The 24,922-nt window shown below is 61.0% G+C and carries 20 protein-coding genes; 8 read left to right on the top strand and 12 right to left on the bottom strand.

Annotated features, from left to right (window positions below; genetic code table 11):
* Nucleotides 1–58 precede the first annotated feature (58 nt).
* The gene (hdhA, locus tag ACORLH_RS04695) at nt 59–826 is read left to right on the top strand and encodes a 7-alpha-hydroxysteroid dehydrogenase (RefSeq protein ID WP_321831438.1); all 768 of its coding nucleotides are present in this window, start codon (nt 59–61) and stop codon (nt 824–826) included.
* 190 nt (nt 827–1,016) lie between these two features.
* Nucleotides 1,017–1,238: a hypothetical protein gene (locus tag ACORLH_RS04690; protein WP_321831437.1), complete on the top strand. Its 222-nt coding sequence runs from the start codon at nt 1,017–1,019 to the stop codon at nt 1,236–1,238.
* 60 nt (nt 1,239–1,298) lie between these two features.
* Here the strand turns inward: ACORLH_RS04690 and ACORLH_RS04685 are convergent, their stop codons facing one another.
* The 7 genes from ACORLH_RS04685 to ACORLH_RS04655 all read right to left on the bottom strand — a co-directional run bounded on the left by ACORLH_RS04685 (nt 1,299) and on the right by ACORLH_RS04655 (nt 14,793).
* Nucleotides 1,299–2,276 carry a hypothetical protein gene (locus ACORLH_RS04685; RefSeq protein WP_321831436.1) on the bottom strand — a complete coding sequence of 326 codons (978 nt, stop codon included), beginning with the start codon at nt 2,274–2,276 and terminating at the stop codon, nt 1,299–1,301.
* A gap of 9 nt (nt 2,277–2,285) precedes the next feature.
* Nucleotides 2,286–4,037 (bottom strand): sulfite reductase subunit alpha, encoded by a 1,752-nt coding sequence (locus ACORLH_RS04680; RefSeq protein WP_321831435.1) that lies wholly within the window; start codon nt 4,035–4,037, stop codon nt 2,286–2,288.
* A 3-nt stretch (nt 4,038–4,040) separates the two neighbouring features.
* Entirely contained in the window at nt 4,041–9,503 is a 5,463-nt protein-coding gene (locus tag ACORLH_RS04675; RefSeq protein WP_321831434.1) for a glutamate synthase-related protein, read from the bottom strand.
* Nucleotides 9,504–9,771: 268 nt separating this feature from the next.
* The gene (locus ACORLH_RS04670) at nt 9,772–10,365 is read right to left on the bottom strand and encodes a biliverdin-producing heme oxygenase (protein WP_321831433.1); all 594 of its coding nucleotides are present in this window, start codon (nt 10,363–10,365) and stop codon (nt 9,772–9,774) included.
* A gap of 144 nt (nt 10,366–10,509) precedes the next feature.
* On the bottom strand, nt 10,510–13,095 hold the full coding sequence (locus ACORLH_RS04665; protein ID WP_321831432.1) for a TonB-dependent receptor: 2,586 nt from the start codon (nt 13,093–13,095) through the stop codon (nt 10,510–10,512).
* A 171-nt stretch (nt 13,096–13,266) separates the two neighbouring features.
* The gene (locus ACORLH_RS04660; protein ID WP_321831431.1) at nt 13,267–14,187 is read right to left on the bottom strand and encodes a FecR family protein; all 921 of its coding nucleotides are present in this window, start codon (nt 14,185–14,187) and stop codon (nt 13,267–13,269) included.
* Between the two features lie 63 nt (nt 14,188–14,250).
* Entirely contained in the window at nt 14,251–14,793 is a 543-nt protein-coding gene (locus tag ACORLH_RS04655) for an RNA polymerase sigma factor (RefSeq protein WP_321831430.1), read from the bottom strand.
* 239 nt (nt 14,794–15,032) lie between these two features.
* Between ACORLH_RS04655 and ACORLH_RS04650 the strand changes: the two genes are divergently transcribed.
* From ACORLH_RS04650 to ACORLH_RS04625, 6 genes are all read left to right on the top strand, one after another.
* Nucleotides 15,033–15,845 (top strand): DeoR/GlpR family DNA-binding transcription regulator, encoded by an 813-nt coding sequence (locus ACORLH_RS04650; protein WP_321831429.1) that lies wholly within the window; start codon nt 15,033–15,035, stop codon nt 15,843–15,845.
* Nucleotides 15,846–15,867: 22 nt separating this feature from the next.
* Nucleotides 15,868–16,836: a phosphate/phosphite/phosphonate ABC transporter substrate-binding protein gene (gene phnD, locus ACORLH_RS04645; protein WP_420719801.1), complete on the top strand. Its 969-nt coding sequence runs from the start codon at nt 15,868–15,870 to the stop codon at nt 16,834–16,836.
* A 64-nt stretch (nt 16,837–16,900) separates the two neighbouring features.
* Complete coding sequence (phnC, locus tag ACORLH_RS04640) at nt 16,901–17,698, top strand: phosphonate ABC transporter ATP-binding protein (RefSeq protein WP_321831428.1); 798 nt, start codon at nt 16,901–16,903, stop codon at nt 17,696–17,698.
* A gap of 8 nt (nt 17,699–17,706) precedes the next feature.
* A complete protein-coding gene (gene phnE, locus ACORLH_RS04635) occupies nt 17,707–18,519 on the top strand; it encodes a phosphonate ABC transporter, permease protein PhnE (RefSeq protein ID WP_321831427.1) in 813 nt (270 codons plus the stop codon).
* Nucleotides 18,519–19,334 (top strand): phosphonate ABC transporter, permease protein PhnE, encoded by an 816-nt coding sequence (gene phnE / locus ACORLH_RS04630; protein ID WP_321831426.1) that lies wholly within the window; start codon nt 18,519–18,521, stop codon nt 19,332–19,334. Before phnE (ACORLH_RS04635) ends, phnE (ACORLH_RS04630) begins: the two co-directional genes overlap by 1 nt.
* Nucleotides 19,334–20,251 carry an HAD-IIA family hydrolase gene (locus tag ACORLH_RS04625; protein ID WP_321831425.1) on the top strand — a complete coding sequence of 306 codons (918 nt, stop codon included), beginning with the start codon at nt 19,334–19,336 and terminating at the stop codon, nt 20,249–20,251. Before phnE (ACORLH_RS04630) ends, ACORLH_RS04625 begins: the two co-directional genes overlap by 1 nt.
* Before the next feature lie 50 nt (nt 20,252–20,301).
* Here ACORLH_RS04625 and ACORLH_RS04620 read toward each other — a convergent pair whose 3' ends face one another.
* From ACORLH_RS04620 to ACORLH_RS04600, 5 genes are all read right to left on the bottom strand, one after another.
* Nucleotides 20,302–20,982: a TetR/AcrR family transcriptional regulator gene (locus ACORLH_RS04620; protein WP_321831423.1), complete on the bottom strand. Its 681-nt coding sequence runs from the start codon at nt 20,980–20,982 to the stop codon at nt 20,302–20,304.
* Nucleotides 20,983–21,052: 70 nt separating this feature from the next.
* Nucleotides 21,053–22,081, bottom strand: a complete 1,029-nt coding sequence (locus ACORLH_RS04615; protein ID WP_321831422.1) for a siderophore-interacting protein — start codon at nt 22,079–22,081, stop codon at nt 21,053–21,055.
* A 32-nt stretch (nt 22,082–22,113) separates the two neighbouring features.
* A complete protein-coding gene (locus tag ACORLH_RS04610) occupies nt 22,114–22,887 on the bottom strand; it encodes an ABC transporter ATP-binding protein (protein WP_321831421.1) in 774 nt (257 codons plus the stop codon).
* Between the two features lie 2 nt (nt 22,888–22,889).
* Nucleotides 22,890–23,915 (bottom strand): FecCD family ABC transporter permease, encoded by a 1,026-nt coding sequence (locus ACORLH_RS04605; RefSeq protein WP_321831420.1) that lies wholly within the window; start codon nt 23,913–23,915, stop codon nt 22,890–22,892.
* On the bottom strand, nt 23,912–24,922 hold the full coding sequence (locus ACORLH_RS04600; RefSeq protein WP_321831418.1) for an iron ABC transporter permease: 1,011 nt from the start codon (nt 24,920–24,922) through the stop codon (nt 23,912–23,914). The genes ACORLH_RS04605 and ACORLH_RS04600 overlap by 4 nt, the downstream gene beginning before the upstream one ends.

The following is a 24,922-nucleotide window of genomic DNA, read 5'->3' as shown; positions in this document are numbered from 1 at the left end:
GCAGCGTGCAGCTTGCTGTGAAGTCCTAATTGATTGATCCAATTCCGAGGGGACAGACATGTTTGACAAAAATTCATTCCGACTGGAGGGTAAGGTGGCGCTGGTGACCGGCGCAGGGGCCGGCATTGGACGCGGCATCGCCGAGGTCTTTGCCAGCGCAGGAGCCGCCGTTGTGGTCAGCGACCTGAAGGCCGAGACGGCAGAGGCGGTGGCAAATGCCATCACCGAAGCCGGGGGCAAAGCCCTCGATATCGCCTGTAACGTCACACAAGAAGCCGATGTTGCCCGCACCATCGAGGCCGCGGTCAACCAATTTGGTGGCTTGGACATTCTGGTCAACAATGCGGGCGGCGGCGGGCCGAAACCCTTTGACATGCCGATGGAAGATTTCCGCTGGGCCTATGAGATCAACGTCTTTTCAACCTTCCGCATGTTGCAGATGGCCGCCCCGCATCTGGGCAAAAGCGGTGAAGGCGCGGTGTTGAACATTTCCTCGATGTCGGCAGAAAACAAAAACCAGCGCATGGCGTCCTACGGTTCGTCCAAGGCGGCGGTCAGCCATCTGACCCGCAATGTGGCCTTTGATCTGGGGCCGCAGGGGATCCGGGTCAACGCAATTGCGCCGGGGGCGATCCGCACTACGGCGCTGGCCTCGGTCCTGACGCCGGAGATTGAGGAACGGATGCTGCGCAACACGCCCATCCGCCGTCTGGGGGAACCGGAAGATATCGCCAAGGCCGCGCTGTTTCTCTGCTCCCCCGCGGCATCTTGGGTCAGCGGGCAGGTGCTGACGGTGTCCGGCGGGGGCGTGCAGGAATTGGACTAGGCGTGCTATGATTTAGCGCCTGAGGCGGGACACATTGCGCCAATAAAACTTGGGGAAATTCGCAGTGGTCCGGCCTATACGCAAGGGGTAAATCTTGGCGGTTGCCTTTCCTGATAATTTCTGTCAGATAGCGCCATCCTCCCACACCCCGCTTGTCGCCAGGTCTATCGAACGCACAAAGGACCGCGACATGAGCGACCAGCTGAAATCCCTGTTTGCCGCTGATCAAGTGGCACAGAACTTTGGTGTTGGCCTGAACCCGAAACTGCGTGACGCTATTGAGGCAGAGCTGCGCTATCCCAGCAAATCGGCAGGCCCGGACCACACCATTGAGGACAGTGCGGAGCTGCCGGAAAACGTGGTGCGCTTTGCCCCCGCTGCCGCGACAGACCCCAAGCGCATGCGTTCCTGATCCAATAGAATTTGCAAGATTGCCGTTACCACCCCTCGGGACGGCGATGGACTGCTGGCCTCAACGCCGCCGCGGCAATGAGGCCAGCAAATCAGCCCACTGGTTTTCCTGCGCCCAAGGGTCCGGCAGGATTGCGGCAAGGCACCTCTGATCCTCATCGTAAAGTTCCAGCTGCCAATGGCGGCCCGAAGCGATCACCCAAACCGAGGCCAGGACCGACAGGTCCAGCGAAAAACTCGAGGCGCCTGAATTGGCCACCAAAACGCTGTCCAACCGGTTCAACCGATCCAAGCTGCCACCATCTATCTGTGCGATGCCGCCACTGGGCACCACCCGCAGGAACGGCCGTTGCCGATCCGTCAGATAGCTGAGGAAACTTTCAATCACCTGCGGCACGATCTGCCAGGCCCGCGCGTCACCGACATAAGGCAGGGTTGCCGCGCGCTGTTGACCATTTGCCACCAGCAAATCGTTGACGTGCTGTCCGGCATCGGCCCGCTGCCAGCAGTCGCGCGCCTGCCGCACCGCGCCAAGGCCGACGACATTTCCGCTATAGGCAGGTGTTTCCGGCGCACTATTGGCCGGCACTGGGGCAGGCGCCGGGGGGAAGTCCTGCGGCTCAAGCGATTGGGCGACCTGAATGTCATAATCGCTCAGGTATTGGATCCGGTGGCACAGCTGCCCATCCGGCGTTGCTGCAACCAGTGCACCGGGCACGCGCGCGCCCTGATCTGCACTGCTGCGCGCTATGTTCAGCGCAGTGTTTGGCGCAACCCGGATACTGACACGGCGGCGACTGGCGCGAAACGGCATCGCCGCGGTCTGCAGGGGCGCATAACCCCCCTGCCCCGACATCAAAGCGCCCGCGTTGCGGGTAGTGATCAGCGCTGTGTCAAACTGCGTGCCCAAAAGGGCCAGCGTTTCCAGATCGTGGCCCAGATGGGTCACTTGGGTTGTCTGCTCCAGCGCCTGGAGCGTTTGTGGCAGCTGCGCACAGCGTGCGCAGCAACAACAGGTAGAACGACAGCTGTCGGTCATGTGGGTCTCTTAGTAGATGTCCCGCACGTAACGCTTTTCACGTTTCAGGCGGTTAAAGTATTCCGTTGCCGCCTCGGGCGTCATGCCGCCCTGGGTTTCGATAATCTGATGCAGTGCCGCATCCACGTCCTTGGCCATGCGGGTGGCATCGCCGCAGACGTAGAAGTGCCCGCCTTCTTCCAACATGGCAAAGAGGTCTTTGCCGTTCTCAACCATCCGGTTCTGAACATAGATCTTCTCGACCTGATCGCGCGAGAAGGCCAGATCCAACCGGGTCAGCAACCCCGAGGCACTCATCGCGCTGATCTCATCTTCGTAGATGAAATCGCTGGCGCGGTGCTGATCGCCAAAGAACAGCCAGTTGGCGCCTGCGGCACCCCGTTCGCGGCGTTCTTCCAGGAAGGCGCGGAACGGCGCCACACCGGTGCCCGGCCCCACCATGATCATCGGAACACTGTCGTCCTGCGGCACGCGGAAGCTTTTGTTCGGGGACATGAAGATACCCGCCTCGGCACCCGCTGGCACGTGATCGGCCAGGAAGGTCGAACAGACCCCTTTGTGCTGACGGTGGTTATAGGCCCAACGCACGGCAGCCACGGTCAGATGCACCTCACCGGGGTGGGCCTTGGGGCTGGATGAAATCGAATAGGCGCGATGCTGCAGCGGTTTCAGCCAGCTGACAAACTCCGCCGCGTCCAGCGCCAGATCGGGGTTGAGGTTCAGCAGGTCCAGCGTGTCTTTGCCCCAGAGGAAAGCTTCCAACGCTTCCTTGTCGCCGTTGCTGACAACATGGCTGAACTCATCATCTTTCGCCTGTGGCTCTAGCGCGCGGATCAGATCGCGCGAGGGCGTCATGATTTCAAGCCCGGTGCTGAGCAGTTCCCCCAAAGGTTTGTCCTGCCCGACAATGGCCGTTTCGGGCGTAGCGCCAAGGCGGGTGATGACGGCCTCGACCAAATCCGGTGCGTTGACAGGCATCACACCCAGCGCATCCCCGGCCTCATAGGTCATGCCACTGTCCGCCAGATCAAAGGAGATGTGGCGGATTTCCTTGGCCGACCCAGCCCCCGACTGGATGTGGTTGTCGAGCATTGTCGACACATAGGGGTTCTTGCGGGAATAACCCGACTTTTCGGCCTTTTTGGGGGCTTCAGCAGCGGGGGCGGCATCTGCGTTTGCGGTGCCAGCCTCGGGCATTGCTGCCGCCAGCCAGGCAGTGGCCGGTTCTTCAAAGTCGATATCGCAATCCACCCGGTCCGCCAGACGTTTGGCGCCCAATTGTTCCAGGCGGGTGTCAATCAGCTTGCCGGCCTGACAGAAGTGTTCATAGCCGGTGTCGCCCAGTGCCAGAACGCCGTAGTTCAGGTTTTCCAGCCGTGGCGCGGTGGTGGCCGAAAGCGCATCCCAGAACAATTCGGCATTGTCGGGCATTTCCCCCTCACCATAGGTCGAGATGACCACGATCAGGTTTTCCATCGCCGCCAGCTGATCCATCTCAACCGCGTCCAGATCTGCCACACGGGGGGCAAAGCCTTTGCTGCGGGCAAGATCGGCGGCTTCATTGGCCACCTCTTCGGCGTTACCGGTCTGGGTGCCAAACAGGATGTCGATCGGCTTGGCCTGCACCGGGGCCTCAGCCGCGGAAACGGCGGTGGCCCCGCCCATCACAGCGCGGGAATGCAGACCGGCCAGAAAACCGCCAAGCCAGGCGCGTTGGTCACCGGAAAACGGGGCATCTTCGGGGATATAGGGTAGTTTCATCTGTTACTCCGCGGCCGTGCGCGCCAAGAGGTCAGGCAGCGCATTCTGGGCAAACAATTCGTCAAAGCTGGGGATCGTGCCCAGCGCGTTCCGGTTCTTGCGGTCCTGATGCAGGATCCAGGCATAGGTGCCGGGGCTGTCCATGCTGAGGATATTGCGCATCGACAGGGCCCGTTTGAAATCGCTGAGGCGTTTGTTGGCAACCAAGGTGGCCAGACCTGCGTCATCATAATCCGCAACTGCCTGTTTGGCGTGTTTCGACAGCGCCACCATCAGACCGAAATCTTCGGTCAGGATCAGATTGCGCGCTGCCTTGTCACGGGCGGTCTGATCGGCGGTTTTGCCGGCACGTTTGGTGGCCAGCACCTGGGCCATTTCCAGCACGGTGTAGCTGTTGAGCAGGCGGAACATTTCCTCAGTGTCCATCTCGCCATAGGCGGGGGTGGCACCACGATGTACCGGGCGGCCATGTTTCCACGCGCGTTTCAGCGCCTCAACCTGATGCGCGGCCAGGGCTGTCGACAGTTCCTCCACCAGATCCTTGCGCGATTTGGCTTTGAGGATCGCGTCGGCGTCCTGATACTGCAGCAAGGCCTTGGGCATCACCCAGGCCATCTGCGCCTGCACCTGTTCCCAATCCGACAGAAGGTCGCGCGCCTTGGCAGATCCGGTTGCTTCAACATGCCAGTTCAGCAACTGATGCACTGCATCGCGGTGAATATCAGCCTCTGCCGAACCATCCGCCAAGGTGCCCATAAAGACCGAGTCACGGCTGAGCATTTCGGGCAGGCGGCCTTCGGGGTCATATTGGTAGGCAAAGCCCCCGGACATCCCGTTGCCATAGCCCTTGGAGAAGCCCCCAAGGTTCAAGATGGCGCCGTTGGTCATATATTCGGCGCAGAAATCACCCACACCTTCGACAACCGCCGTTGCGCCCGAGTTGCGGACGGCAAAACGGTCCCCCGCCTGCCCCTCAACAAAGACCCGGCCGCCGGTTGCGCCGAACAGGGCGAAGTTGCCGATCAGCACGTTTTCCTTTGCCGATCCGCCACCGGGGGAGCGCACGATGATTTCACCACCACAGGCGCCTTTGCCCACACCGTCGTTACAGGTGCCGGTGTGATCCATCACCATGCCATCGTTACAGAAGGCGCCGAAGCTCTGCCCGGCAGAGCCCTGGGTCACCACCCGCAGACTGCGGGGATCAAGGAAGCGGCGACCGCGCTGATCCTCATGGGCCGCAGGCGGCAGCTGGTCCAGCTCATGGTTCAGCATCCGCTCCATATCGATGGCCAGCTGACCACCCACCGATTTGTTTCGGTTGTTCAGCGGTTCATTGGGACGCAGCTCAATCTGGGTTTCCCCCGCCGCGATCAGGCGTGCCTGCACCTGCCCCAGCAGTTTGTCATCGACGGCAAAGTCCCGTTCCAGATAGACCGGGTCTTCGATCGGGTTTTCCGGCACATGGGCCAGCATATCGCGCAGGTTCAGCTGCCCGACCGAGGCCGGGTGATCCAGCAGATGCAGCAGATCGCCGCGACCGCGCGCCTCTTCCAGCGATGTCAGGCCCAGTTCGGCCAGAATTTCACGGGTTTCATGGGCGATGTTCAGCAGATACTGCGCCAACGCCCGCGGATCGCCGTCAAACACTTCGGGGTTTGTGGTCAGACCCGCCGGGCATTTCACGTTGCAGTTCTTGGCCATGACGCATTTCAGCATCATCAGCGCTGTGGTGCCGAACTCAAAACTGTCGCCGCCCAGCAGCGCCGCCTTCACCACATCCGATCCGGTCTGCATCGCGCCCGAACAGCGCAGTGCCACCTTTTGGCGGATCCCGTTGGCACAGAGCGCCTGATGCACCTCGGCGATGCCAATCTCAGCCGCGCGACCGGTGTATTTCAGAGAGGTGACCGAGGCCGCGCCGGTGCCACCGGTGCTGCCAGCCACGTTGATCACATCGGCGCCCGCTTTGGCGACGCCCACCGCAATGGTGCCGATCCCTTCGGAAGAGACCAGTTTGACGATCACCCGAACACGTGCGGCTTTGGCATCATGGATCAGCTGACCCAGGTCTTCGATCGAATAGGTGTCATGATGCGGCGGTGGTGAGATCAGCTCGACCCCCGGTGTGCCGCCACGGGCAGCCGCGATTTCCACCGTCACCTTGGGCGCGGGCAGCTGACCGCCCTCACCGGGCTTGGCGCCCTGACCGATCTTGATTTCGATTTCTTCCAGGTTGGGTTCGGCCAGATAGCCCGCCCATACGCCAAACCGGCCCGAGGCAAACTGTTTAATCTTGGACGCCCGGATGGTGCCATAGCGACTGATGTGTTCACCACCCTCGCCCGAGTTGGACATGCCACCAACCATATTGGTGCCATGGGCCACGGCCTCATGCGCGGTGGCCACCAGCGCGCCGTGCGACATTGCGCCGGACGCCAGCCGCGGTGTGATTTCCGATGCAGGCTGCACCGCGTCCAACGCGATCTTTGCCGGGGCCGGACGGATCCGTGAAACATAGTCCAACGCCCAGCCTGTGACGCTGACCTCCAGCGCACCGCCGGAAACCTTGTGAGACACAACGTCGGTGCCAAAGCGATCCACCAGCGTCTGGCGCAGGGCGTCCAGTCGACCAATGTCACGCGCTTTCGGGCCGGTCAGACGCAGGGCGTAGCGATCTTCACCCAGGTTGGTCACTTCCAGCCCACGGATGACAAAATCGCGGTTCCCCTTGCGGTTAAACAGCATCATCTCACGTTTGATGTCTGCCACATTCTCAAGGAAGGTGATGTCTGCCGGGAAGGCCAGCACATCGCGCAGCGCCGCCGGGCGCTTGTGACGTTCCTCTGCCATGTTGCGGCTGAAGTCACGGTAGCCGGGGGTGACCTTGAAGGCATCGATCTGCGCCGCGCTCAGCTTGTCAAAGCTGGTGTTCACATAGCCGTCTTCGGAAATGCCAAAGGCATCGTCCATCTGGCGCAGGGTCATCAGGCGGAAGGGATCATTTTCCCCCTCACCTTCGGCAAAGCTGATCGGCTCTTCGGTCAGATCCACAAAGCCGCGCACCGCTGTGGTGCCATAGCTGTGGCCAGCCCCTTCGGAGCGTTCCTTGAACAGACCCAGCATCGGCACATCGCCGGGGCCTTCGACGGTCAGCGCCCGCTCATGCCAATCAACAACCGACTGGGCAATGGTGTTGAACTGCACACCGCCCACGGGCGTTTTCATGTTGGGCAGGTATTTGGCAAAGACCCGGTCATTGGTGTCAAGGAAGTTCGGCTCAAAGAACTCGCCGCCGGAATAGCTTTCGACGGTACACAGGCCCACTTTGCCCATGGTCTTCATCAGCGCCTTTTCCGAGGCTTTCTGGAACTTGAAGAAGGCTTTGGTGGCCTCTTCGCCTTCGCCAAACAGCTCTTCGGCGCGCAGACGTACACCCAACGGATAGACCGCTGCGGCGCCAAAGCCCAAAGCGCAGGCAATGTGGTGCGAGGAGGCGATCTGGCCGCTTTCAACCACCAGCGAAACCTTGAAGCGCAGGCCCTCTTCGATCAGGCGCTGGTTGATCGCCGAAATCGCCAAGGTCATCGGCATGGCGGCACGGTCGCGGGCAATGTGGCGATCAGTGATGATCGCAATGCCACCGCGGGCGCGGGCAAACGCCACAACCTCTTCGGCGGCGGCATCAATCGCCTGTTCCAGCGCGGCCTCATTGCCCGCGGGATCGCCATAAACCGGCGTATAGAGCATATCGAACTTGGCCCAGGGGGTCAGATCCTGCGCCTTGATTTTCAGCATGTCAGCCATGCGCAGAACCGGTGAGTTGATCACGATCTGGCGCGAACGGGCCTGGCCCAGATGCGGTTTCTCCCCCAGCGCCACACGCAGGGTCATACCGTCAGCTTCGCGAATGGAATCAAGCGGTGGGTTGGTCACCTGCGCGAAGCGCTGGCTGAAGTATTTCGCAACCCCACCTTCGTTGTCCGACAGCGCGTTGATCGCATTGCCATAACCCATCGCCGAGACCTTCTCGACGCCGGTTTGCAGCATCGGATCCATCAGGAATTTGAAGCTTTCCTGGTTCAGCGTATAGGCCACGTAGCGGGCATCACGGTCCAGATCGCCCTCATAGCGGCGCGCCGCCACTTTGGGATCTTTTTCCGCATCCGGCAGATCGTCCACATTGACACGGGCGGCCTGCAGCAGGGTCGGGTAATCCGCCTGCGCAGCCAGCAAGCTGAGCGCCTCATCGGTTTCATAAATCCGACCTTCAGCGTGGTTGTAATAGATCATCCCGCCCGCTTCTACGCGACCACGGCGGATCACCTCTTCGGGCGGCAGGTAGAACTGACCGGCCTCTGACATCACAGCAAGATATTCATCGGTTTCCACCGACCGCAAGGGCCGCAGCCCCAGCCGGTCCAGCCGGGCGCCGATGATGTTGCCATCGCCAAAGACCAAGGCGGCGGGACCATCGTTTTTCTCTTCGGAGAGTGAGAAGAACTCGAGCATCGCGCGCACATCAGGGCTGACACGGGCATCGTTTTCCCAGGCCGGCGGCATCATCGCCACAACGGCGGTGACCAGATCCAGACCTTCGTCAAACACCCGCGCGTTCAGCGTCTGATCCAGACGGCAGCTGTCCGACTGACCTTTGGGGCGCACAATCGCCTTGGACCGTGCCAATGCAATCGCCGCTTCGCTCAGGCGGTTTTTCTTATCGGTGTTCAACTCGCCATTATGCGCCATCAGACGGAACGGCTGCGCCATCGACGGGTGCGGATCCGTGTTGGTGGAGAAACGGGTGTGGAAATACATCGTGTGGACCGCGTGATCCGGATCCGACAGATCCTTGAAGTAGGGGATGATTTCCCAGGAATTCAGACGGCCCTTAAAGACCTGAGTGCGCGCCGAAAGCGACAGCGGATAAAGCCCGTCAAGCGCCGGATCGGTGTAGGCCACGGCCTCAATCGCCAGCAGCGCCCGGTGAATGGCCGCATCCAGATCTGCCCCACGCAGACCATCAGGCGCCGCAAAGATCCACTGGCGGATCGGCAGCTGCCATTTGACCGCGCGCGGGCCGATGGCTTCATTGTCGACCTCAACTTCACGGGTCAGCAGAATGTCCAGCCCTTCGGCCTCCAGCGCCTGAGCAACCAGAGCCGCCGCTGCCTCATGCTGCGCGCTGTCGGCGGGCATGAAGAAGTTGCCGACGCCAAAGGCACCAGCCTGCAGGTCCTGCCCAACAAGTTTGCTGAAAAACGTCAGCGACAGATCGACCGATATGCCAGCGCCGTCCCCAACCCCTTCGGAGGACATGCCACCACGGTGGGGCACGGCGCAGAGGGCTTCGTGACCCTTTTGCAGCAGGGTGTGGGTTTGCTTGCTGTCCTTGCGGGTGAGGAAGCCAACGCCGCAGGCGCTGTGTTCTTGCAAGGGATCATAAAGGCCGGTGATATTGGTCATAAACAGATATAGCTCGCATGCAGGCAGTCGCACGGTCCTCCGCAAAAGCAGAGACGCCGATCGCTATGGATGTATGGAAGTCTGGCTATCCAGCATCTGGTGAGCACAGATGCTAAGGGGCTAGATGAGGCCTTCTATCCCGCCAGATCGGAAATTTCAATGCGGTGGTTGCGCGCATCAGATGATTGCGCTGCGTCACGCAATCCGGACAGCAAATAACCCGCCCCGGATGCCGCCGGAATGGGTACAGTTGCCCGCCACGACCAGCCTATAGCCGTTCGCGCAACAGCTGACGCACACAGCCAAAGGCCGCATTGGCCCCGGCCACAACATTGCGCCGTGCCTCCATCAGGGGATCTGTCGCCTGCCCCAGGTCAATCGCATCCAGCCCGGCGCGGAAACTGCGCCAATAGGCGGCACGGCCTTCGGGCGGGGCAGCCAGATGGCGGGCGCCGTGGCTTTCATCCAGTCCCAGCCCGCGCGCATGTTTCAGCAGGATCGCAGCGCCCAGATTTGAGCCTTCCACCACATAGAGCCAGCCCAGAACATAGGCGCCATCCTGATGATGCAGCAGATGACTGGCGGGTTCCAACGGCGGTGTTTCCCCCAGATCGCCAAGGTCGCAGCGCAGTGCCTCCAGCCGGTTGCGCTCTGCCAGATCCGCAATGACCGCAACCAGATCGGCGCGCGCATAAAGGGGTGCCACCGCACTGAACAGCCCATGCTGTACCCGCAGATACCCGGCACAGTTTTCAAGCGTGTCAAACGGCCGTGCGGCCATGATCGTCTGATCCACATCTTCGTGGGCGGTGCGTGTTTGACGGCGGAGGTGTTCCGCGAGGGAGGTGTCAATCGTGTCCATAAAACCTGCCTGTGGCTGAGGGGGGCTGCACTGTTGCAGCGGCTGGGCTGGCCTTCGGTCAGACCCGCAGGCCTGAATGTGCGGCACGCAACAGAAGGCACCGGGAGAAGGCGCCGGGGACCAATTGGCCCCCGGCGGTTGGTCTTAGAAGTTGGCAGTCAACCCAACGCGCACGGTGCGGCCCGGCGAAGGCATAAGCCCCAGCGTCAGCGCATCCATGTAGTATTTGTCAGCAACGTTATCGATCGCGAAATCAAAGTTGAATTTGTCGTTGATTTGATAGCTGCCGAACAGGTCCACCGTCACATAGTCATCCCAATCAACCGTGGTGGTGTAGTCGCCGCTGAACTGGGTGGACGGGCGGTCCCCGATGTAGGTGACCCGCGTGCCAAGCTGCAGCCGATCATCCATCAGCTTGGTGCCCAGTGTCAGGCTGGCCGAAGCCGTCGGCGGCAGGTGCAGCTGTGCATAGCCGCCACCGGTGCCCCCGTCGCGGCAGACCGTTGGACCATCGCCCCCTTCATGTTCACAGAAGCGGATGTCGGTGTATTTGGTGCCGCTGAGCGAGCCGAAGAAGCGATCATTCTCATAGGCCATCGACAGTTCAAACCCTTTGAAGTGGGCATTGTCGATGTTCACAAAGGAATAGCCAGCCGGCACCGAACGGGTGATGTAATTGTCGATCTTATTGTCAAAGTAGGACAGTTTGACCTGCAACAGATCTTCCTCGGACAGGACGCCCTGGCCCTGATAGTTCACACCGATCTCTTTGTTTTTGGCGTGTTCCGATTCCAGGGAAGACAATACATTGGGGCCTGCGCTCCAGCCTCGGGTGATCTCAAACAGGCTGGGGGCACGGTGCGCCTCAGCGTATTTACCATAGATCTGCAGGCCGGGACGCAGCTCATAGAGGGCCGAAATGATTGGGGCGACGTCTTTGACCTCCTGATGGTTTTTCGCCTCAGCCCGCACCAGACCACCGCTGCCATCGTCGGTGTAATAGGTGGTCGGCGTGTTGTCCTGACCCTCCATGCTGATAAAGCGCAGCGACCCATCCAGCGTCAGCTTATCCGTGGCCTCATAAGATGCGGCGACAAAGGCGCTGACCTGGGTCCGCCAACCGTCGCGGATTTCCTCATCCAGACGCCCAAAGGGGCTGTCTGGTGCGTAATCCTCCAGATTGCTGGGCGGGCGCAGCAGCTCTTTCTTGCCGGAGATACCGTAGGACAGCTCCATCGGGCGGCCAAACACATCCAGCTGCGAGGTGTTTGACAGGTTCACCCCCCATTGCGTCGCCTGACTGGCAAAGCTGAACGGCAAAGCAATGCCATTGAAGCCATAGCCGGTTTCAATATGGGTCAGGTTATCGGTGAAATAGACGTCTGCCTTGAGATCGATCAGCGGGTTGTCCGCGGGCGACCAACGGTATTGCGCTGTCACCGTGTCCACATCGACGCGGCTGAGCGGCGACTGCCACCCCATGCCCGAGCGGATGATCTGCGAAGGCATCAGCTCGCCAAAGTCACTGCCATAGCTGGAATAGCTCAGATCGATCGACTGGCCATCCCCCCAATTGTAAATCCCGCGCAACAGAACGGAGGTATTGTCCTGCGAGGTGTTTAGCACCTCTTCGCCCAAGCCAAACCGGTTCAAACCGTTGTTGTCGCGGCCATCCCCGTTTTCGCCAGCAAAATAGTTGCCGGTCTGACGCCGGGCATAGGCAGCCAGAACCTCAAAATCGCCGAATTTCTGCGCGATGGCGATGCTGCCGTTTTTTGAATCGCCAAAGGACAGCGGACCGGGGCGATCAAATCGTTCCGGATCCCCATTGCCGGCGCCAACGGTGTAATCCTCAGGCGGGGTGCGGGTGTTGCTGGTCAGGCCCAGTTTCAGCCGCACACCGCGGGTTTCGCCTTCGGGGATGATATCATCCGGCCGCAGGGTTGAGACCCGAACGACACCGCCCGTAGCCCCGGCGCCATCCGCCGCGGCGCTTGGGCCTTTCTCAATCGACATGCTGCCGATCAGGTCCGGGTCCAGATAGGTCCGCCCGGCAACGCCCGAGTAGCCGCGATACACCGTAGATTCCTGGAAGCTGCCGTCGATCACAATCGGCACACGCCCCTGCCCCTGCATGCCGCGCACGTTGACGTCCAATGCGCCGCTATTGCGGTTGTCACCGTTCAGCACACCGGGTTGGCCTTTGAGGAAATCCCCCACCGAAACCCCGCGCGAACGCTGAATATCGACATCATCCAGATAGGCGATGGAAGCCGCTTCTTCATAGGTGCTGGCGGCGGTGTAGCCGCCTGCGCCCGTGCTCAGATCAATGACCTGCAAGGGCAATGCATCGCGCGTCAGGCCTTCTGCGTTCAGCCCCGCCTCATCCGAGGAGATGCTGACCATGCTGTCATTGGTGAAGCGATAGTCCAGGCCGCTGCCGGCTAGAATCAGCGCCAGCGCAGAGCGCGCGGTCAGCGCACCGGTGACCGCACCGCTGGTCTTGCCCTCTGCGATCCGATCGTCCATGAAGATCTGCAAACCGCTGGTGCGGGAAAACTGCACCAGCGCCTGCGCCATCGGCTGCGATGGAATGTTATAGGTCTGCGTCTGTTCTGCGCTTTGGGCCCAGACGGGCGGCGCCAAGGCCACGCCCCCCAAGGCGGTGCCAAGCAGCAGAGCCGCAAGCGTCACAGCGCGGCGTTCGTTTCGGTTTGGATGGGTGCCCATCACGATCCCCTTTAATTAGTCCTGTCCCATTGGGCAGTTGCTTTGCCCTTGATTAGACAGACCCGCGAAAGGGCTGGGGGCATTATCCCCGAACCAAAGTTTTTTGGAGAAAATGCGTAATGCATTGTTTTCATGCAACCTTTAGCGCCACTTTTTGTTCAGCGAAATGCCTCAGGCGTAGATCACTGTCACACCGGCAGGCAGATCCAGCTGCTTCAGGCCCAGCGTCCCCACGATGGTATCCAGCGCGCTGTCAGGCTGTTTGGCGTCAAAGACGGCGGTCACCGGAATGCTGGCAGGCCCCTCCCCGGCGGCGATGATCCGGCCGCCCCGATAGCGGGAAATCTCATGCAGGACGTTGCGCAGCGGTTCCGCCTGAAACACCAGCCGCCCCTGACGCCAGGCGCCGATGTCTTTGCGATCGACCTGCCGCTGGGCCAACAGCCGGCTCTCATCAAAGCTGACCTGCTGCCCCGCCTCCACCGTCTGACCGGTGGCATTGGCAAGGCGCAGCTGCACCGCACCAGACCCTACGGACAGCTGCGCCCTGTCGGCGGCCAGTTTCAGGTTCACCTCAGCCTGTTGGCTCAGCACCTCGGCCCCGCCAAGCTGCATGCGCAGCGGTGCGCTACCGGCCTGCACGGTGACGAAGGCCTCACCGCTCAGCACCTCAAGGCTGCGCTGGCCAAGGGTTTCATCAAACGCGAGGGCAGATCGCCCACCCAGTTCCACCCGCGACCCATCCGCCATGTTGAACGCATGCATTTGCCCCGGTGCGGTGGTGACATCGGCCCAGAACGCAGGGCGCGAGACATACCAGCCCCCGGCGCCGATCAAGGCTGCCCCAGACAGCATGCCCAGCATAGCCCGGCGGTTCAGCGTGGCATCGCGTTTGCGCAGCGTGCTGATTTCCCGCTCCACCGGATCAAAACAGTTCCACAGGGCCTCGGCCTCCTGCCAGGCGGCCGCGTTGCGCGGATCGGCCCCGTGCCATTGATCAAACCGTTGCCGCAGGCCGTCATCTGCCCGGGTGTCACGCAGTTTGACAAACCAGTCCAGCGCTTCGGTCAATTCGGGTGTCATTTCAGTCATTGGATGCTTCGCTGTGTTGCTATTGCTCTCTGCCTTATGAGACACTTGAACCCTCTCACCTCATTACTCTGCCGCTGAAGTTTCATCATCGGGGGCTGAGGCCTCGGCCTCCAGCATGGCGCGGCGCAAATCGGCCAGTGCGTTGACGATCTGCACCATCACCGTATTGCGTGAGATATGCAGACGGTCCGCGATCTGGTCATAGGTCAGGTGATCAAAGCGGTGCAGGATGAAAACCTCACGCCGGCGCGGCGGCAGCGCCACGATGGCGCGCAGGATCTGCTCCAGGCTTTGCCGGGCAATAATCGCCATTTCTGCTGAGGGCTGATCGTCTGCCAGCGCCTGAATGACTTCGGTTTCAACCGAAACCTCAATGCCCATGCGCAGACGCCGCAGATGGTTCAGCGCCAGATTGCGCGCCACCCGGGTCAGATAGGCCTCATAGGACTGTATCTCATCCAGCTGGCGGCCCGAAAGGACGCGCACAAAAGCCTCCTGCACCAGGTCTTCGGCAGTGGCGCGATTGCCGGTCAAACGGGTCAACAACCGTCGCAAACGCCCGTGTTCGCGCAGGTAGACTTTGTCAATCTGGGGTGTCGTTGCCATTGGATGCGCCAACCAAAAATCAGGGTTTCTCTAGCTGGTTGGGCATCCTGGCTGCGATTCCCTTAGCCAGATTGCCACCCGATGACAAGCTTTTGGCGATCTGGGCGGGTCACGGGAAAATGCCGTAGCTCTACGGTAAACCCTTCAGAAATGTGGGGTTTGCCAACAAAATTGTTGCATGAATTGCCGAATCCCACACACTTTTGTGGGAACGCACATTTTTCCGGTGAATGCGCCACATGGTGGGACCAGAGACAACTGAGATGGAGCAGCGCCAAAGGCTGCGAAAATCCGACCGGCAGGAGCAAATCCTGCAGGAGTTGAAGCTGCGTCCGCATGTGCGGATTTCAGACATGGCGCGGCGCTTTGCGGTCTCGTCAGAAACCATCCGCCGCGACATGGACGAGCTCGATCGCAACGGCCGGCTGGCGCGGGAACATGGCGGGGCCTCAGCCCCCAGTTTTGGCCAGCAGCCCGGTTTTGGCGAACGCAGCAAAGCCCGAATTTCGGAACGCGAAACCATCGGTCGCACGGCGGCCAGCTTGGTTAAGGACGGGCAGCGGATCATGATCGATTCAGGCTCCACAACCTTCCAGATGGCGCGGTTTCTGGCCCATTCCGGCACCCGCTGCACCGTGGTCACCAACTCGCTTGAGATTGCATTGGTCTTAGGCACCAGCAAGGGCATCGATGTGTTTCAATGCCCCGGCCGGTTTATGCCGTCTGAGGCGGCGACAACCGGCGTGGACACGGTGGACTATCTGAACGGGTTTCAGGTTGATGCCTGTTTCATCGGCGCCTCAGCGCTAAATGCGGATGGTATTCAGGAATCCGTGCCCGGATTTGCGGCTGTGAAAACCACGATGATCCGCCGCGCCAAGAAAGCGCATTTGCTTATTGATTCACAAAAATTCGACCTGCCCGGTTTTCGCCAAGTTGGCGCGCTGGACAGATTGGAGACCCTGATTGTTGACCAGTCCCCAGGAGGGGCGCTTGCCGCAGATTTAGACGCGGCAAACGTCGAGGTTCTGGTCGCAACATCAAGTACTTAAAACACCAATGGGAGGAAAGAACATGAAACTGAGAACATCTTATATGGCCATTCTGGCCGCTGCGACCTCACTGGTTGCCGGTGCAGCACAGGCTGAATGTGAGCGTGGCACGCTGGACGCGATGTATTGCGATGCCGACGGCGATCTGATCGCAGACATCCCCACCGACGCCAGCAAGCAGATGGATCCGTCCACGCTGGTCTTTGCCTATACCCCGGTGGAAGATCCCGCGGTTTATAAAGAGGCCTGGGCCGATTTCCTGAGCTATCTCGAAGAAAAGACCGGCAAAAAAGTTGTCTTCTTCCCGGTACAGTCCAACGCCGCCCAGATCGAAGCGATGCGTTCGGGCCGTCTGCATATTGCAGGCTTCAACACCGGCTCCAACCCGCTGGCGGTGAACTGCGCGGGCTTCCGCCCCTTCACCATCATGGCAGGCGCCGATGGGTCCTTCGGCTATGAGATGGAAATCCTGACCTACCCCGGTTCGGGCATCGAAGCGGTTGAGGACATCAAAGGCAAACAGCTGGCCTTCACCTCACCGACCTCAAACTCGGGCTTCAAAGCACCTTCGGCAATCCTGAAAGCCGACTATGACATGATCCCAGAGCGGGATTTTGAGCCGGTCTACTCGGGCAAACATGACAACTCGATCCTGGGTGTCGCCAACAAGGACTATCAAGCCGCATCGATCGCCAACTCGGTTCTGGCGCGGATGATTTCGCGGGATGTTGTGAAAGAGGACCAGCTGGTCTCGCTCTACAAATCGCAGACCTTCCCGACCACCGGTTATGGTGTGGCCTACAACCTGACACCTGAGCTGCAGGCCAACATTCAGGACGCTTTCTTCAGCTTCAACTGGGAAGGTTCCAGCCTCGAAGAAGAGTTCGGCAAGAACGGCGAAGCGCAGTTCATCCCGATCACCTATCAGAAACATTGGGATGTGATCCGCAAAATCGACAGCGCCAACGACGTCAGCTACGCCTGTAAGTAAGCTTTGATGACGAAATCGCGGCGGGGTCTCTGTGGCCCCGCCGTCTGCAATAAATGAGGCGGTCATGCTCAGGCTCAAGAAACTACTCAAGACATATAAAACCGGGGATCAGGCGCTGAAATCCATCGACCTGGAAATTCCCGATGGCCAGGTGCTGGCCCTCATCGGCCCTTCGGGGGCTGGTAAATCCACCATGATCCGCTGCATCAACCGTCTGGTGGAACCCACCAGCGGTGAGGTGTGGCTGGACGATACCGACCTGACCAAACTCTCCTCTGGTGGGTTGCGTCAGGCGCGGCGTCAGATGGGGATGATCTTTCAGGAATACGCGCTGGTGGAGCGTCTGACCGTGATGGAAAACGTTCTGTCCGGCCGCTTGGGCTACGTTGGCTTCTGGCGCAGCTTCCTGCGCAAATACCCGCAGAAGGATGTGGATGAGGCTTACCGCCTGCTGGACCGCGTGGGTCTTTTGGCGATGGCTGACAAACGGGCCGATGAACTGTCAGGCGGCCAGCGTCAGCGGGTCGGCATCTGCCGCGCCCTTATTCAGGATCCAAAGCTGTTGCTGGTCGATGAACCGACTGCTTCGCTTGATCCGAAAACCAGCCGCCAGATCATGCGCCTGATTTGTGAGCTCTGTGCGGAACGTGGCCTGGCCGCGATCATCAACATCCACGATGTGGCCCTGGCGCAGATGTTTGTCAGCCGCGTCGTCGGTCTGCGCTTTGGCGCGATTGAATTTGATGGCACCCCGCAGGAACTGACCCCGGATGTGCTGACCACGATCTACGGCGAAGAAGACTGGGAAGCGACCATCGAAAAGGTCGAGGATGAGGACGAAGACGAAGGGGCCGCCGCATGAGCAGCGCCATGTCCCCTGAACTAAACGCCCTGATCGGGCAGAAATGGCAGCGTCCGCCGCTGGTCAAACGGGCCTGGCTGCGCTGGGTGCTGATGATCGGTTTTGCGGCCTATCTCATCGCCTCTTTCATGACGATTGATGTCAACTGGACCCGTGTCTACGAAGGGCTGGACCGTGGCGCCGCCTTTATCCTGGCATTCACCAGCCCCGATTTCACCAGCCGCGCTGGCGACATTTGGGACGGGATGGTCGAAAGCATCGTGATGACCGTTGCGGCCTCGGTCGTGGGCATCGCCATCTCAATCCCCATCGGGCTAGGCGCTGCGCGCAACATTGCCCCGATGCCGGTCTATCTGATCTGCCGTGGCATCGTGGCCGTCAGCCGTGCCCTGCAGGAGATTATCGTCGCGATCCTTTTGGTGGCGATCTTCGGCTTTGGACCGCTGGCTGGCTTCCTGACCCTCAGCTTTGCCACCATCGGCTTCCTGTCGAAACTGTTGGCCGAGGATATTGAGAGCATGGACCGCGTGCAGGCAGAGGCGATCAAAGCTTCCGGCGCACGCTGGATGCAATGGATCAACTACGGGGTCCAGCCACAGGTCATGCCGCGGCTGATTGGCCTGTCGATGTACCGCATCGACATCAACTTCCGCGAAAGCGCCATTCTGGGGCTGGTGGGGGCCGGTGGCATCGGGGCGACGTTGAACACCGCTTTTGACCGCTACGAATATGACACCGCCGCCGCCATTTTGATCATCATCATCGGGATCGTCATGGCGCTGGAATACCTCTCGGGCATCATCAGGGCGAGGGTTCAATAATGCCGTATCATGAACAGAACGGAACCCGGGTCTGGCAACGCCGTACCCGCTCTGAAAGCCTGACGCGCTGGTTTGGCTGGCTCTTGGGTGTTGCGGTCTTTGTCTACTGCTGGCAGCAGATCAGCGCCGCAACCACCTGGTTCTTTGTCACCGATGCGCCGCGCATCGCAGGTGACATCTGGGACCGCGCCACGCCGCCCAAGTGGGAATACTTCGCCCAGCTTGGCCGGCCGATCTGGGACACGTTGAACATCGCCACCCTCGGCACGATCATCGCGCTGTTTCTGGCCGTGCCAACAGCGTTTATGGCAGCGCGCAACACCACGCCCTCAACCGTATTCGTGCGCCCTATCGCGCTTTTGATCATCGTCTCAACCCGCTCGATCAACTCGCTGATCTGGGCGCTGTTGCTGATCGCCATCATCGGCCCCGGCGTCTTTGCCGGTGTGGTGGCCATCGCCATCCGCTCCATCGGGTTCTGCGCCAAACTGCTCTATGAGGCGATCGAAGAGATCAACGAAGTGCAGGTCGAAGCGATCACCGCAACCGGTGCCTCGCACTGGCAGGTGATGGTCTATGGCATCGTGCCGCAGATCCTGCCGGCCTTTGCGGGCATTGCTGTCTTCCGCTGGGACATCAACATCCGCGAATCCACCGTGCTGGGCCTTGTCGGCGCAGGCGGCATTGGCCTGCAGCTTTCGGCATCGCTGAACGTGCTGGCTTGGCCGCAGGTCAGTCTGATCCTGATCGTGATCCTCCTTGCTGTTGTGATCAGCGAATGGGTCTCGGCCAAGGTGCGCGGGGCCATCATCTGATGCCAGCAGGGTTCAAGACCACCGATTACCACACGGCGTTTGCCAGGTATGAGGCGGTCAGACACAGATTGCCCGAGGCGGGAACGCCTCGGGTCACCCATCGCGCGGCCAATCTGGCAGAGATCGCGGATCACTTTGATGCGTTGCTTCTGGATGCCTTTGGCGTGCTCAACATTGGCGAAGCACCGGTGCCCGGCGCGCCTGAACGCCTGGCCGAACTGCGGTCCTTGGGCAAAGAGCTGCGCGTGCTGACCAATGCCGCCAGCGTGCCGGTGCAGGACCTGCTGGCAAAATATCACCGTCTGGGATTTGATTTCACCCTTGAGGAGGTGGTGTCCAGCCGTCAGGTGCTGATCGCCGCCGCAGCCAAGGCCCCTGCCCGGCATTGGGGCGTGATCCTGCCCGAAGGCTCTGACACAGATGATCTGGCAGACTTGGATCATCGCCTGCTGACCACCGATCCGGCAGACTATGACGCTGTGGAGGGGTTTCTGTTCCTTGGCAGCAAAGGCTGGAGCCCCGAACATCAGGAGATACTAACCAAATCCCTCGCCAAGGCACCGCGGCCTTTTTGGATCGGCAACCCCGACCTTGTGGCACCGCGCGAAACCGGCTTCAGCGTGGAGCCCGGTTTTTTCGCCCATGACATCGCCGACAGTCTGGCAATCGCCCCCACCTTCTTTGGCAAGCCATTTGACAATGCCTTTGACATGGCGCTGGCCACCCTACCGCCAGAGATCCCACGCAACCGCGTCTTCATGGTCGGCGACAGCCCCCACACCGACATCCTCGGCGGCAATGCCGCAGGGCTGAAATCGGTGCTATTGACCCCCTACGGGTTTCTGACCGGCCAAGACGTGGAGCAGGTGCTGGACCAGTGTGAAATCCGGCCGGATTATCAATTGGCGGCGATCTGACAATAGACACGCCAGCGAGGCCTTAGTGACTCTCTGGCGGCCGTGCCGTCCTAGGCCTCAGCCGGCGGTATTGAGGGGGTGCCGAGAGCGTCCCAGCTGGGGTAGTCGTAGATCAGCAGCAACAGCTTGCGGCAGAGGTCATAGAGCTTGTCGCGGTTGGGCGAGTGCTGCATCGCCGACAGCGAATAGAGGCACCGCAGGGTCACCTCATTTTGCAAGAGCATCAGTTCCAGTTCCAACTCGCTGGGGGGCGGCGCGCCGAAGCGGCGCTGCAGCGTTTGGATGCGGATCATCACATCGCGCAGATGCTGTTCCTCCAGCGCCACCAGTTCAGGCGATGTGCCCATCGCCAGACGCAGCTTCCAGTTCTGGATCGAGTTGAGCTTCGGCTCGGTCAGGGCCTGCAGAAAGGCATCCACGCAGTGTTCTGCGCTGTGTTCGTCGGTCAGCCCGGCCTGCACCTCATCAAGAACATGCAGCGTGTCCTCCAGCCAGCGTCGGAACAGCTCATAAAAGATCGATTCCTTGTTGGGGAAAAACCGATAGAGCGAGCCGATGCTGATGCCGGCACGTTCCGCAATCCCGATGGTCGTCACCTTATGCGCCGGCCCTTCCGACAGCAGGTCGCGTGTCACCGACAGTATCAACTCGACCTTCTGGCGCGAGCGTTCCTGCTGTGCTTCTTTGCGGCGCGTCAGCTGTGCCTCGGGTTTGGCTTTGGTTTTCGGCATGTGTCTGGCTCTGATTGCTGGGAAACTGGTAACGAACTTGGCTGGGAGTCAGGGCCCGCAGGCCCAAATATCACTTCACCCAGTAGACGGCGGCGTAGAATGTCTCCTTCGACCAGCCAGCCGCTTTGATGTGTTTGCGCATTTCGGCCACTTCCGCCGCCTCTGAGGCGAACCACAGGAACGCCTCTGGCTGTGCAGTCTGCGCCTCTTGCGCCGCCGCGGCAAGGGTCCCGGTGGCGGCATCGCACCACGATACCTCCAGCCCGTCGCGCGTGGGGAACGGGTAGTCCCGCGCGCCTGAGGCATTGGCCAAAATGACCTGTCCCTGTGCGCCCTCGGGTAGGCTTTCGACAATGCGGGCCAGCGCCGGATAGGCGGTTTCATCACCGCAGAGCGTGACCTGAGGTGTGGTCAGAATCCCGCTGCCGCCGGGGCCGATCATTGCCACCTGATCCCCGGGATTGGCCGCAGCCGCCCAGCCGCTGGCGCGCCCGCCATCGTGCCGATAGATGTCCACGGTCAAAACGCCCGTTTCATGATCCATCGTGCGGGCGGTGTAGACCGGGCGATGCAGCTCTTTTTCGCCCTTAGGCCAGGCGATGGAGCCGTTTTCTTTCAGGCTGGGCCATTCGGGATCTGCCACCTTGGGATCGGGCAGAACCAGACGGAAATGAATGGACTCATCTTTGAAGGTCGCAAAGCGCGCCAGTTTCAGCTGCACCCGGTAGAAATCCACGCCCAGATCCTCAACCGCCAGAACCTCAGCGAATTGGAAGTTCACTGGCAGGCTGCCCGCAACAGGCGCATCAGACCAGCGCAGATCGGCCATTATATGGGGCAGGAAGTGTTCCAGATGCTCCAGCAGGCTGTCCCGCAGAACCGAGAGGTTATCTTCGGACTGCGCCCGCACATGCAGGCGGATTCCCGGTTCGCGGGCGGTGATGCCGAAGGATCCGAAGGGCGAGCCGACCATCAGGTGGCCGTCTTCCTGCGCCATCACCGGCAGACCGTGCTCCTGTGCCTCATGCAACAGCATCTGTTGCATCGGGGCAAAGCCCAATTCGGCGATGTCAGAATGAACCGCGACGGCGTTGGTCATGAGATGCTCCTGCATGTTTAGCAATCTCTCTTCTATTTCAGAATGATATGCGGGTGTCCATGATGGGGATCGGCAATGACCGAACAGCCCAGTCCATAGATGGCTTCAATAGTGTCTTCGGTGATCACCTCGGTCGGGCTGCCCTGACACAAGACCGCCCGGTCTTTGATCGCTACGATCTGGTCGCAGAACCGTGCGGCCAGGTTGATGTCATGCAGAACCATGGCCACGGTCAACCCGCGCGCCGCCTGCAGATCGCGCACCAGCTGCATGATTTCCAACTGATGCGGCATATCCAGGAAGGTTGTCGGCTCATCCAGCAACAGGATTTTGGTGTCCTGCGCCAGAACCATTGCAATCCAGGCCCGCTGCAACTGCCCGCCTGACAGATCCTCCAGATAGGCCTCCTGGCGATGGGCCAGCCCAACGTGATCCAGCGCTTCGGCAACGCGCTGGTGATCTTTGGCGCTATATTGCTGCAGGGGGGATTGATGCGGGGTGCGTCCGCGCAGCACCAGATCGATGACCTTCATGCCTGTTGGGGCAATGGTGGATTGTGGCAGCACAGCCAATTGCCGTGCCACATCGCGGGTTTTCTGTTTGCGAATGGCCGTGCCGTTCAGCAGCACAGTACCGGCGCTGGGATCCTGCAGCCGCGCCAGACAGCGCAGTAGCGAAGATTTCCCGCAGGCGTTCGGCCCAACAATCGCGGTGATCTGCCCTTCGGGCAAAGCCAGTGAGATATCCTGCAGAATGGGCGTTGACCCATAGCTGAGGGAGAGGTTTTCAGCGGCAAGAGGGGCCATGATTAACGCTGCTTTCTTGCTTGGAGGAAAAGAACCCAGATCAGCACAGGCGCGCCAATCAGGGCAGTGAAGACACCGGCCGGCAGGCTCAGGCCGCCGGGCAGGCTTTGGCTGACCGCATCGGCCAGCAATGTGATGATCGCCCCGATCAGACCCGCCGTCAGAACGGTGGGGCGCGGGGCACGGTTCAGACCATGGGCAATCGGGCCAGAGACGAAGGCCACAAAGGGCAATGGCCCGGCGGCGGCAACCGCCAGCCCGACTAAAGCGACCGAAAGGGCCAGCGTGGTCATCCGGCTGCGGTTCAGCGCCACCCCAAGACTGTGAGACACATCTTCGGGCATGGCGCTTCGACCAAGGGCGAACTGGTGCCACAGCACCAGCGGCAGAAGAACTGCCAGCCCCAGCCAGATGATCTGCACCTCTGCATAGCTGCGATTGTGCAATGAACCGACCAGCCATTTCATCAGCGTCGCCGCCGAGGTGGCATCAAGACGGGTCATCAACAGATCGCTGACCACCCCCAATGTCAGGGTAACCCCAATGCCGATCAGAACCACCTGCCCCGGCGCAATGCCACGCCGCCAGGCCAGCGCCACCACCGCAGCCGCCGCCAGTGCGCCGCCGACCAGCGCGCCGGTCAGGATCATCGCAGTGCCACCCAGGAAAACCACAGCAAAGATCGCCCCGGCCCCGGCCCCAGCCGAAAACCCGATGATGTCAGGTGAGGCCAAAGGGTTGCGCAGCAAGGTCTGGATCATCTCGCCCGCCAGACCAAAGGCCAGACCAACACCGATGGCGGTCAGCAGACGCGGCAGCCGGTATTCGACCACGATCAGTTGCTCAATGGCGCTGCCCTCACCGCTGAGTGCTGCCATGACCTGGCTCAGCGCCAGCGGATAAGCCCCGCCCAAAAGCGCCCGTGCCGCCAGGGCGATCAGTACAAGCCCCAGCAGAAGGTTTACAAAGATCAGCCGTTTTGGCAGCCGGAAAGACGCGGCCGGCAGCCGCAGAACCAAAGCGCTCATAGCGTCACCTCCCGCGCGCGACGGACCAATAGGATCAGGGTCGGGCCACCGATCAGGGCCATCATGGCGCCTGCCTCAATCTCTTGCCCGGGTAGGATGATGCGCCCCAGCGTATCCGCGATCAGCGCCAGCGCCCCGCCAGTGATCACGCTGCCAAGCGCCTGCAGCCGCAGATCCGCCCCAACCACCGGGCGCACCAGATGCGGCACCAGAAGGCCAATAAAGGCAATCGGTCCCGCCATCGAAACCGTTGTGCCACAGAGCAGCACAATGGCGGCAAAAGCCACCGCGCGGGCCAGCCCCACGCGCACCCCAAGGGCCCGCGCCGTGTCATCCCCCAAAGCCAATGGCGCCAGCAACAAGGCGGCGACCGCCCCGGCCGGGAAGGCAAGTGCATAAAGCGGCAGCAGTGCCATCAGATCGCTGAGAGTGATGCCGGAGAAGCCGCCCAGCACCCAGAAGCGGAAGATATCAAGGCTCTCACGGCTGAGGATCAGGATGGACCAGGTCAGCGCCAGAAACAGCGCGCCCACGGCAGCGCCCGCCAGAACCAGACGGGTCGGATCCGGCCCGTTGCGCCCGGCGCCACCGCCCAGCAGCAGCACCATCGCCGCGGCAATCGCAGCGCCCAAGAGCGCCGGCACCACCAGCATTGACTGCGCCGCCAGACCCAGGCCCCAGATGGCGATCACCACACCAAGGGCCGCACCGCCATTGACCCCCAGCAGGCCGGGATCGGCCAGCGGGTTGCGGCTGAGCGCCTGCATCAGCGCGCCCGCCAGTCCCAGCGCCCCGCCGCCCAGCAGGGCGGCCAGCGCCCGCGGCAGACGCAGATGCCAGATGGTGATGTGATCGGGGTTCTGCGCATCATAGGCTGTGACCGCGCCCAGCAGGCTGGCCAGATCAATGCTGCGCTGACCAAGCCCCAGCGACAGGAGCGCCAGCGCCAAAGCCACTAGGAGTACAAAGGCACAGAGGCCCCAGCGGTTTTCTATCAAACGTGTCAT

This window comes from Thalassovita sp., from assembly GCF_963691685.1.
GTDB lineage: Bacteria > Pseudomonadota > Alphaproteobacteria > Rhodobacterales > Rhodobacteraceae > Thalassobius.
Note: the sequence above shows the minus strand (reverse complement) of the source record. Positions and strands in the feature narration are given on the sequence as shown.

Bases quoted from the DNA above. Each gene is read 5' to 3' on its own strand.
- phnE (WP_321831426.1), top strand. From the start codon at position 18,519: ATGCCGTATCATGAACAGAACGGAACCCGGGTCTGGCAACGCCGTACC.
- hdhA (WP_321831438.1), top strand. From the start codon at position 59: ATGTTTGACAAAAATTCATTCCGACTGGAGGGTAAGGTGGCGCTGGTG.
- phnD (WP_420719801.1), top strand. From the start codon at position 15,868: ATGAAACTGAGAACATCTTATATGGCCATTCTGGCCGCTGCGACCTCA.
- ACORLH_RS04660 (WP_321831431.1), bottom strand. From the start codon at position 14,187: ATGACTGAAATGACACCCGAATTGACCGAAGCGCTGGACTGGTTTGTC.
- ACORLH_RS04650 (WP_321831429.1), top strand. From the start codon at position 15,033: ATGGTGGGACCAGAGACAACTGAGATGGAGCAGCGCCAAAGGCTGCGA.
- ACORLH_RS04625 (WP_321831425.1), top strand. From the start codon at position 19,334: ATGCCAGCAGGGTTCAAGACCACCGATTACCACACGGCGTTTGCCAGG.
- ACORLH_RS04680 (WP_321831435.1), bottom strand. From the start codon at position 4,037: ATGAAACTACCCTATATCCCCGAAGATGCCCCGTTTTCCGGTGACCAA.
- phnE (WP_321831427.1), top strand. From the start codon at position 17,707: ATGTCCCCTGAACTAAACGCCCTGATCGGGCAGAAATGGCAGCGTCCG.
- ACORLH_RS04685 (WP_321831436.1), bottom strand. From the start codon at position 2,276: ATGACCGACAGCTGTCGTTCTACCTGTTGTTGCTGCGCACGCTGTGCG.
- ACORLH_RS04665 (WP_321831432.1), bottom strand. From the start codon at position 13,095: ATGGGCACCCATCCAAACCGAAACGAACGCCGCGCTGTGACGCTTGCG.
- ACORLH_RS04670 (WP_321831433.1), bottom strand. From the start codon at position 10,365: ATGGACACGATTGACACCTCCCTCGCGGAACACCTCCGCCGTCAAACA.
- ACORLH_RS04600 (WP_321831418.1), bottom strand. From the start codon at position 24,922: ATGACACGTTTGATAGAAAACCGCTGGGGCCTCTGTGCCTTTGTACTC.
- ACORLH_RS04620 (WP_321831423.1), bottom strand. From the start codon at position 20,982: ATGCCGAAAACCAAAGCCAAACCCGAGGCACAGCTGACGCGCCGCAAA.
- ACORLH_RS04615 (WP_321831422.1), bottom strand. From the start codon at position 22,081: ATGACCAACGCCGTCGCGGTTCATTCTGACATCGCCGAATTGGGCTTT.
- phnC (WP_321831428.1), top strand. From the start codon at position 16,901: ATGCTCAGGCTCAAGAAACTACTCAAGACATATAAAACCGGGGATCAG.
- ACORLH_RS04690 (WP_321831437.1), top strand. From the start codon at position 1,017: ATGAGCGACCAGCTGAAATCCCTGTTTGCCGCTGATCAAGTGGCACAG.
- ACORLH_RS04675 (WP_321831434.1), bottom strand. From the start codon at position 9,503: ATGACCAATATCACCGGCCTTTATGATCCCTTGCAAGAACACAGCGCC.
- ACORLH_RS04610 (WP_321831421.1), bottom strand. From the start codon at position 22,887: ATGGCCCCTCTTGCCGCTGAAAACCTCTCCCTCAGCTATGGGTCAACG.
- ACORLH_RS04655 (WP_321831430.1), bottom strand. From the start codon at position 14,793: ATGGCAACGACACCCCAGATTGACAAAGTCTACCTGCGCGAACACGGG.
- ACORLH_RS04605 (WP_321831420.1), bottom strand. From the start codon at position 23,915: ATGAGCGCTTTGGTTCTGCGGCTGCCGGCCGCGTCTTTCCGGCTGCCA.